The following is an 8,117-nucleotide window of genomic DNA, read 5'->3' as shown; positions in this document are numbered from 1 at the left end:
CATCAGCCGAAGCCGGAACAGCACTTCCTTGGCCGCGTTGCGGTCGGTCATGTCGGCCGGGGTGACCATGACGAACAGCGGCAAACCCTTGGTGTCCACGACCAGGTGCCGCTTGCGGCCGTTGATTTTCTTGCCGGCGTCGTAGCCGCGGGAGTCCTTGCCGACGGTGTCGGCGGCCTTCACCGACTGGGAGTCGATCACGGTGGCGACCGCGCCGGGCGCCCGGCCCATCTCCCGGCGGACGCGTTTGCGGAGCTGGTCACGGAGCTGGCCGACGACGCCGGCGGCAGCCCAGCGGGCCATGAACCCGTAACACGTGCGCCAGGGCGGGAAGTCCTTCGGCAGAGCCCGCCACTTGCAACCGGTGTCGACCACGTATCGGATCGCGTCCACGATCTCCCGGCGGGGATGCCTCTCCGGACGGCCGCCCGCCTTCGTCTCGCAGGCCGGTGTCGGCAGCAGGCGCTCGATCAGGGCCCATTCGTCGTCCCAGGTGTCGGAGGGATAGCAGCGTCGCCGCGACAACGTTTCCTCCCTTAAGGACGGAGCGGGGCCGGCCGCGAAGCGGCCGGCCCCGCCGGTCAGGCATCGGTGAAGTCGGCGATGACGTCGAGCGTGGACTCGACTGAGTTGAGCTGGGTGTTCAGGTGTTTGATCCACCTGCCCTTGGGCTGGAGGGCGGCGTGCGGGGCGACGGTTGCGGTGATGAAGCGGCGGATCTCGGTGAGCTTGCCGCGGATGACCGCGACCTCGTATGCCTGGAGTTCGGCGGGGTCGGCGCAGAACTTGTAGCCGTCCTTCCTGGTCCAGATCAGGGGCGGCCAGCCGCGTTCGGTGATGGTGTCCCGCAAGCAGGCCAGGCCGGAGCGGGTCTGGTGAGGCGACAGTTCGCTGGATCTGACCAGCTGGATGAAGGTCAGACCGGCCGGGCGGGCCTCGAAGAGCACGAACCGGACGGTGTCGGCGTGTCGCTGGGCGGCGGGTGATCTGCGCTCGGAAGCGCGAGGCATCGCCTACTCGCCTTGCAGCAGTTTGGCCAGCTCGCCGTCGACGTCGACCTTGCCGGTGTCGACCGCGGTCTCGATGTTCCCCGAACGGAACTCATGGGGCGGGTGGTGGCCAAGTGCCCACGGTTTTCACCCGGGTCAACTTCACCGTGGGAGCGTTGACGGCCGGGAACGCGGCCTGAAAAGCCTAGAGGCCGGCAGCCCGAGACGGACAAGCACCTCAAGCCTCTCGTACCTCGACTACAGCCCAGTTGTCCGACACTAGTGCTGTGACCGGGAAGGTTCGCCGGGTTGGTGGGTCACTCCTGCTCGGAGGCAGCGGCAATGTGTCGGTGGCAGAGGTCGGCGGCCGTGAGGTGGGGTTTGTGCAGTGCATCGCTGTAGAGCCGCATCTCACGAGCGGCTCGGTCGAGGTACTTCCAGAAACTGAGTGGCAGGTCGAGGTCGTCACCGAGTTCGGCCAGGCAGTCGAAGGCGAGTTCCAGCTCGTCGTGCGCAAGGAACTCCAGCGTTGCTGAGAGATCGATGTCGGGCAGGCCCGCGAGATGGGCCCGCGCGGCTTCCAGGTGCCCACGGGTCTGGTTCCAGCTGGCCTGAAGAGCCTCACGATCAACGGTCATGGCGTCAGTGTTGCCGGTGCCGTCAGAACGGTCACGCAACTTTCAGCTGGCGCCCGCCCCAGCGGATTCCCTTCTCGCTGCGGATGCGGGCACGTTCGCGTCGTTGGGCTGCGAGAACATCAGGGTGGCGGGCGTTCTGGTTGCGCCAGCGCAGGTAAGCATGCAGTGCCCGCGTCTGGACGGTGTGGTTGGGATGGTGCGAGTTGGCCAGGGTGAACTGCCGTAGCGGTCCGAAGTGCGCCTCGATGGGGTTGGCCCAGGACGCGTAGGTCGGGGTGAAGCACAGCTCGACCTTGTTCCGGCACGCCCACCTGCGGATTCTCCAGTTGAGGTGGGCGGAGAGATTGTCGAGGATCACGTAGATCGGGGCGCCGTCCGGGCGGGCCGCCCGGATCGTTCTCAGGGCGCCCCAGGTGTGGTCGATGCCTTTGCGGCGCCGGTTCGTGCCCCACATCTGGTCGTCGCCGACGGAGTAGCAGCCGTGGAAGTAGGTGATTCCGTGGGTGCGCCGGTAGGTGGCCGGCAGGCGGTCGGGCCGGGTCTGCTCTGCCCAGCAGGAGCCGGCGGTGGGGCGGATTCCCAAGGGTCCGAACTCGTCGAACGCGAAGGTGCGGTCCGGCCGCTCGTTGATCGCGTACTCGATCCGGGCCAGCTTGACGTCGAAGTCCGTGTCCGGGGACTCCTTCCAGGTCTTCGTGCGCTGGAAGGAGATCCCACGGCGGGCGAGTAAGCACCGTAGTGCCTCCCGGCCGATGAGGACGGGGCGGGCACGGTTGTGCCGTAGGTGATCGGCGAGCTTTCGGATCGACCAGCGGGTGAAGGGCTTGCCCAGCACGGTCGGGCGGGTGGTGGCCGTCTGGACGACGAAGTCCTCGTCGTCACGATTGACTCGTGCAGCAGGCGCTGGATGCGGCCCGGACGCCGACGACGCACTGGCGCGCGCCGAGCCCGGGCTGTGCGCGGAGTTGCTCGCCATCAAGGCGGAGATCGAGAGCGACCCGGGACTGACGGCCCGTGTCCGCACCAAGTACGAGCTGAAGAACACCAACGGCTACCGGCTGGACGCCTACCTGGATAGTGCGACGCCCATCGAGATCCTGCGCGGGCTGATGGTCGGCTCGCAGGGCACATTCGGCTTCATCTCGGAGGTCGTGTTCGACACCCTGCCGCTGGACCGCGAGGTGGCGGCGGCGCTGCTGTTCTTCCCTTCGCTGCCGGCCGCCGTGCCGCGCTTCACCGAGGCGGGGGCGGTCGCCGTCGAGCTGATGGACGGCAACACGCTGCGGGCCTCGGTCCGGGTGGACGGGGTGCCCGCCGACTGGGCGCGGCTGCCCGGCCCGACCACGGCCCTGCTGGTGGAGTTCCGGGCCCCCGACACGGCGGCGCTGGCGGCGTACGAACGGGCGGCCGGAGGTCCTGCGGGACATCGAGCTGGTGGCGCCGATGGCGTCGGTGACCAATGAGTTCACCCGGGAGGCGGGCACGGTCGGCGGCTACTGGAAGGCGCGCAAGGCGCTCGTCGCCACCGCGCTCGCGCTCCAGGCGGAGCACGGCTTCGACGCCACCGTCGCCGGGCACGCGGCCCACGGCAACCTGCACTTCCTGCTCGCCTTCGACCCGACCGACCCGGCCGACGTCGACCGGTACGCCGCCTTCATGGACGACTTCTGCAAGCTGGCCGTCGAGCGGTTCGACGGCTCCCTCAAGGCCGAGCACGCGACCGGCCGGAACATCGCGCCCTTCCTGGAGCTGGAGTAGGCGTTCGACCCCGAGGGGGACCTCGCTCCTCGGATCGTCCTCGACCGTGACCCGAGGGGCCATCTGCGCGGCCTGGCAACGGTGCCCCGGGTGGAGCCGATCACCGACGCGTGCATCGAGTGCGGTTTCTGTGACCCTACCTGTCCCAGCAGGACCTGACGACGACGCCTCATGCGGATCGTCCTGCGCCGCGAGATGATGCGCCAGAGCCCCGGTTCGCCCGTCGAGGACATCCTTCTCGCGACATACGGCTATGCTGCGGTCGACACGTGCGCGGGCGACTCGACCTGCGCGCTCGCCTGCCCGGTGAGCATCGACACGGGTGCGTTGATGAAGCGGCTGCGGCACGCCCACCACTCGGCCCGGGAGGAGCGAATGGCGGCGCTGGCCGCGCGGCGGTTCGCGGCAGTGGAGGCTTCGGCGCGGCGCGCGGTGGCCACCGGGCGCCGGCTCGACGACCGGCTGCCCGCCTCGGTCACGGGGCTGCTGCGCACGACGGTGCGGCGCGATCTGGGGGCCCGAGTGGCTGCCGGAGATCCCCGACGCTGTCGCCGAACTGCCCGCGACGGAGCGGCCGGGGGCGGTCGCCGTGTACTACCCGGCCTGTGCACCGGGTCTTCGGTGAACCGAATGGGTACGAGGGGCCGTCCCTGCCCGAAGCGGTGGTCGCGCTGTCGGAGCGGGCGGGAAGACCGGTGTGGATCCCCTCCGATGTAGCGGGCATGTGCTGCGCCACGATCTGGCACTCCAAGGGGTACGAGGAGGGCGCCTGTGTGATGGCGAACCGGGTCGTCGAGGCGGCCTGGGGCTGGACCGCGGACGGCCGGCTGCCGCTGGTCGTGGACGCCTCCTCGTGCGCGCTGGGCCTGGCCCGCGAGGTGGTGCCGTACCTGAGCGGCCGCAACCGCGAGCTGCACGCGGAGCTGACCGTGCTGGATTCGGTCGTCTGGGCCGCCGACGAACTCCCGCCCACCTGACGGTACGGCGCAGGGCGGCCTCCGCGGTCGTCCACCCCACGTGCGCGATGCGGCACCTCAACGACCAGGCCGGCTGCCCCTGATCGCGGCGGCGTGCGCCGAGGAGGTGGTCGTCCCGGACGACGCCGGATGCTGCGCCTTCGCGGGTGACCGCGGGATGCTGCACTTGGAGTTTGACGGAATCGGCGACGGCCCGGGAGGCGGCGGAGTGACGGCCCGGACGTTCGACGCGTACCTCTCGGCGAACCGCATGTGCGAGCTCGGCATGCACCACGCCACGGCCGTCCCTACCACTCGGTGCTCCTCGATCTGGACCGCGCGACCCGCCGATGACGCTCATGCCAGCAGGTCGAGCAGAGCCGCACCGTCGTCCGTGAGGCACAGGCGGATCTCCCGGCCGTGGCGCAGGCGCCGTAGCAGGCCCGAGCGGGCGAGTCGGTCACAGTGGTAGGTGGCAGTGCTGACGGTGATGTGGGCGAGACTCGCGGCTTCCGACACGGACGGTCGCCGGCGCGCGTGGCGCAGGAGGGCGGCGCGGACCGGTCCCAGTACGAGGTCGAGGCGGTCCTGCGCGGGCGGGGGGTGCGGTTCGGTGGACCGGTGCGCGAGCCGGCCCAGCCCCGGGAGCGGGTAGCCGACCCAGAGCAGGTCCGGGTCCTCCGCGCTGTACGTGCAGGCGCCGAACCCGGACACCAGCGGGACGAGGACGAACCGGCGCCGCCCCGGTCCGGTGGCGTGCTGCGGGCACGGGTGCGGCAGGTGGAGCCGGCCGTCGGCGTAACGGACGGGGGCGCCGAGGTCGTTGATGACCGTGTCGAGCGCGCCGGTGACGGAGGCGACCCCGACGCGTTCCACTTCGCGGCCCAGCAGTGCGTCCGCCTGGTGCCACAGCGGGGCGAAGGCGTCCCAGACGGCGCGCGTGAGGGTCCGGTAGGTGTCGAGGAACTTCCCCGGCCGTTCGGCCACGTGCTGCCACGGCGCGGGGACGGCGCTGCCGAACCGGTGCTCCACCTCACCGAGCAGGGTGTCCGGCTCGATGCGGTCCAACTCGTCGGTGATCGAGGTCGCGGTGCCCGTTCCGCCCCCGGTGCCGACGCCCGACGTCAGGGCGAGCGAGTCGGGTGCCCAGGGATGGCTGGAGGTGAGCAGTGCCCGCAGGGTCGCCGCGGCCGCAGGAGGTGCCGTGTCGCGGATGACGCGCCGCCACTCCGGTGGCATCCCGTGGGAGGCGTGGCCGAAGGTGTCGGCGATGACGGAGAAGAGCGTCGTGCCCGGGAGCCTGCTGACCGACAGTCGCAGGTCTTCCGTGGGGCCGACGGGCACGGTCGGTTCCTTGGGCATGGCCATCCCCCGATGGGTCCCCTGGGTGACCGGTCGTCCCCGGTCGGCTGGGAGCCTAGGGGAACGGCGCCTTACCGCAAGGGCGTTGGCCGGATGGTGGGGGAGAACGACCGAAACCCCCGCCGCGCGGGCGGCGGGGGCACGGGGCCGGGCCGGTGAGCAGTCGGGCCCGGTGTGCGGTGGGGTGATCAGCAGGCGTTGACCCAGTCGTGCGACGAGATGTTGTCGTTCAGCGGCTCGCCGTCACCGTCGCCGTTTCCGTTGTCCGGGAAGCGGTCGTAGCGCATGTCCATCAGGTAGCTGCCGTTGCCCAGGCAGTACCAGGCCCCGCTCTGGTCGGTGTGCCAGAAGAGCCGCACGTCTTCGTAGGCGCCGGCGAAGCCGTTGTTATGCACCGACGACGCCTGGTTGCGCATGTTCCGGTCGGCCCAGCTGTCGCTGTCGCCGGACCACGTGGCCTGTCGCCCGCCCTTCCACGAGTGCTCCCACGCGTACAGGTAGCCGTCGGCCGCCGCGGTGGTGGTGCCGGCCGCCACCGCGGTACCGGCCGTCGGCGCGGTCTCGGCGTGCGCCGCTGCCGGGAACAGGCCGATCGTGGCCGCGGCCAGCGCGGTGGCCATGAGGTGGGTGATGCGGTTCTTGGACATGGACTCTCCTCGTGTGATGTCGGCTGTCGGTGCAGGGGGGAGCGACCCGTGCTGGTGCGCACGGGGGCCTTGGGGTGGCGGACCGCCGGTCAGCGGCCCAGTACGGCACGCGCCCGCGGCAGGGCGGCGGCCCGGAGCCGCTCCACCCGCTCCACGGCGGTGCGGTGCTCACGACGGAGTTCCCGGTCGTGGTGGTGGTCGAGGCGCTGGGCGACGGCCGCCAGGCCGCTGTCGTGTGCGCACCGCGCCTCCCGGACGGCCACGCGCACCTCACGGGCCCTGTCGGGGGCGCCCTTCCCGCCGAGGAAGGCGTCCCTGGCCTCGCGCGGGGTCCGGTACGGGGAGCCGTGCTCGCGCATGCACGCCGACCAGGCCCGTACGGCTGCGGCGAACTCGGGTTCGGCGGCGACCCGCTGCCGCCTGATGCCGCCCAGGTTGCCGACGAGGGTGTTCGCCGCGTACCAGCCGGCGACGTCTCCGTACAGGGCGCGCCAGGCCGTCACCCGGCAGCCGTTGCCGCTGTGTCCCACGACCGCGCCGCCGGGCAGTTCGGCGCGCAGCCCCTGCCCGTCGGTGGTGCCGTTGAGGGCGGTCACGGCGGCGTGGCGGCGTTCCGGGGACAGGCCGCCGAAGTGCACCCGGTTCGGGTCCTGGCGGCGGAGCACCTCGACCCGCGGTTCGAGGACGCTGCCGTAGCCGTACCGCCCGGCCCACTGTGCGTCGTCGACGACGTACGGGAAGTCGCGTGCCTCGGGCAGTGGGTTCTCGGGCTTGGCCCAGTACCGAAACCCGGCCCCCGTCATGCACCGGCGCTGGAGCTCCTGTTCCGCGTCGTGCAGCAGGCTCCGCTCAGGGGTGGTGGTGGCGGCGACGGTCCCTGCTGGTGCCGGGGCTCCGCCCTCGCCTGCCGGTGCTCCGGCGCTTACGCAGCCGGTGACGGCGAGGAGGAGGGCCGTCCCCGCCAGCGCCGTGGTCGTCAGCCGGTGCCGGCCGATCCGGCCCGGCCGTCGGGAGAACGCTCTCCTCGTCACTGATGTGCTCCTGACATACGTGGGTCACCAGGGCCCGATGCCTTCCGGCCGCGAACCGGTCGCGGCCTGCCCGGTACCGAGGAGTCTCGCGGGGCGGCCCGCCGGCCCGACAGCCTTTCGAAGGCTTTCGAAATGTGCCCGCGAACGGCACCGCCGCCGCCCACGCCCGGCCGTGGGCGCCCACTGGCCATTCGGCCGGGGTTGTTCAGCGCGTCAGTCGCGATGCGCAGGCCCAGGTCCCGGTCTGCCCGGCAGCGGGTTGCCCGGATCGGAGCCGCCGTACGAGCTCCGGTCCGGCGCTGCGCGGGGGCACGGTCGGCCCACAGCCGCGTCGCGTGGTGTCCGCGTAAAGATCGGGGCCGGCCGCCGGCCGAGGCGCTCGCCCGCCTCCTACGAGCTGGTCGTCATCGACGACGTACGCCCCCGGCACGCCGACCACCGGGCGCGGGGTCGGCCGGCCGTCCCGTGCGGGCCGTGCCGTCAAGTCCCCGTCACCCGAACGGATTGCCGTCACTCGGTGATCTCCTGCTCGGCCACCGGCTGAGACGGCAAGTACCCCCAGGACCGGTCGCCGTCGTCATGGTCGCCCGCGGGGGTGTAGAGGCACTGGCGCGCACCGTGCTCATCGAGCTCGTCGACATCACCCCCACCAGCGACCCCGCACCCACCCCCAGCCACCCACACCCGCAACACCCCGAAACAACCCGCACCACCACACCACCACCCCCGCCCGCCA

Annotated in this window: 6 protein-coding genes and 2 pseudogenes; 1 reads left to right on the top strand and 7 read right to left on the bottom strand. The window is 71.6% G+C overall.

Annotated features, from left to right (window positions below):
- The 4 genes and pseudogenes from PUR26_RS01725 to PUR26_RS01710 form a co-directional block, all read right to left on the bottom strand.
- A partial coding sequence (locus tag PUR26_RS01725; RefSeq protein WP_329868454.1) for an IS5 family transposase occupies positions 1-525 on the bottom strand: 525 nt, incomplete at its 3' end.
- Between the two features lie 56 nt (positions 526-581).
- Positions 582-1,010 carry a RacP protein gene (locus PUR26_RS01720; protein WP_329868452.1) on the bottom strand — a complete coding sequence of 143 codons (429 nt, stop codon included), beginning with the start codon at positions 1,008-1,010 and terminating at the stop codon, positions 582-584.
- 296 nt (positions 1,011-1,306) lie between these two features.
- Positions 1,307-1,627 carry a MafI family immunity protein gene (locus PUR26_RS01715; protein ID WP_329868450.1) on the bottom strand — a complete coding sequence of 107 codons (321 nt, stop codon included), beginning with the start codon at positions 1,625-1,627 and terminating at the stop codon, positions 1,307-1,309.
- 31 nt (positions 1,628-1,658) lie between these two features.
- Positions 1,659-2,516 (bottom strand): annotated as a pseudogene (locus PUR26_RS01710) (IS630 family transposase); the annotation flags it as partial.
- A gap of 25 nt (positions 2,517-2,541) precedes the next feature.
- Between PUR26_RS01710 and PUR26_RS01705 the strand changes: the two are divergent.
- Positions 2,542-4,695 (top strand): annotated as a pseudogene (locus PUR26_RS01705) (FAD-binding and (Fe-S)-binding domain-containing protein); the annotation flags it as partial.
- 3 nt (positions 4,696-4,698) lie between these two features.
- Here PUR26_RS01705 and PUR26_RS01700 read toward each other — a convergent pair.
- The 3 genes from PUR26_RS01700 to PUR26_RS01690 all read right to left on the bottom strand — a co-directional run bounded on the left by PUR26_RS01700 (position 4,699) and on the right by PUR26_RS01690 (position 7,381).
- Complete coding sequence (locus PUR26_RS01700) at positions 4,699-5,703, bottom strand: hypothetical protein (protein ID WP_329868448.1); 1,005 nt, start codon at positions 5,701-5,703, stop codon at positions 4,699-4,701.
- Between the two features lie 188 nt (positions 5,704-5,891).
- The gene (locus PUR26_RS01695; protein WP_329868446.1) at positions 5,892-6,350 is read right to left on the bottom strand and encodes a hypothetical protein; all 459 of its coding nucleotides are present in this window, start codon (positions 6,348-6,350) and stop codon (positions 5,892-5,894) included.
- Positions 6,351-6,439: 89 nt separating this feature from the next.
- Positions 6,440-7,381, bottom strand: a complete 942-nt coding sequence (locus PUR26_RS01690) for a hypothetical protein (protein ID WP_329868444.1) — start codon at positions 7,379-7,381, stop codon at positions 6,440-6,442.
- Positions 7,382-8,117: the final 736 nt, after the last annotated feature.

It is taken from the genome of Streptomyces sp. SP18CS02 (assembly GCF_036322365.1).
Taxonomy (GTDB): Bacteria; Actinomycetota; Actinomycetes; order Streptomycetales; family Streptomycetaceae; genus Streptomyces.
Note: the sequence above shows the minus strand (reverse complement) of the source record. Positions and strands in the feature narration are given on the sequence as shown.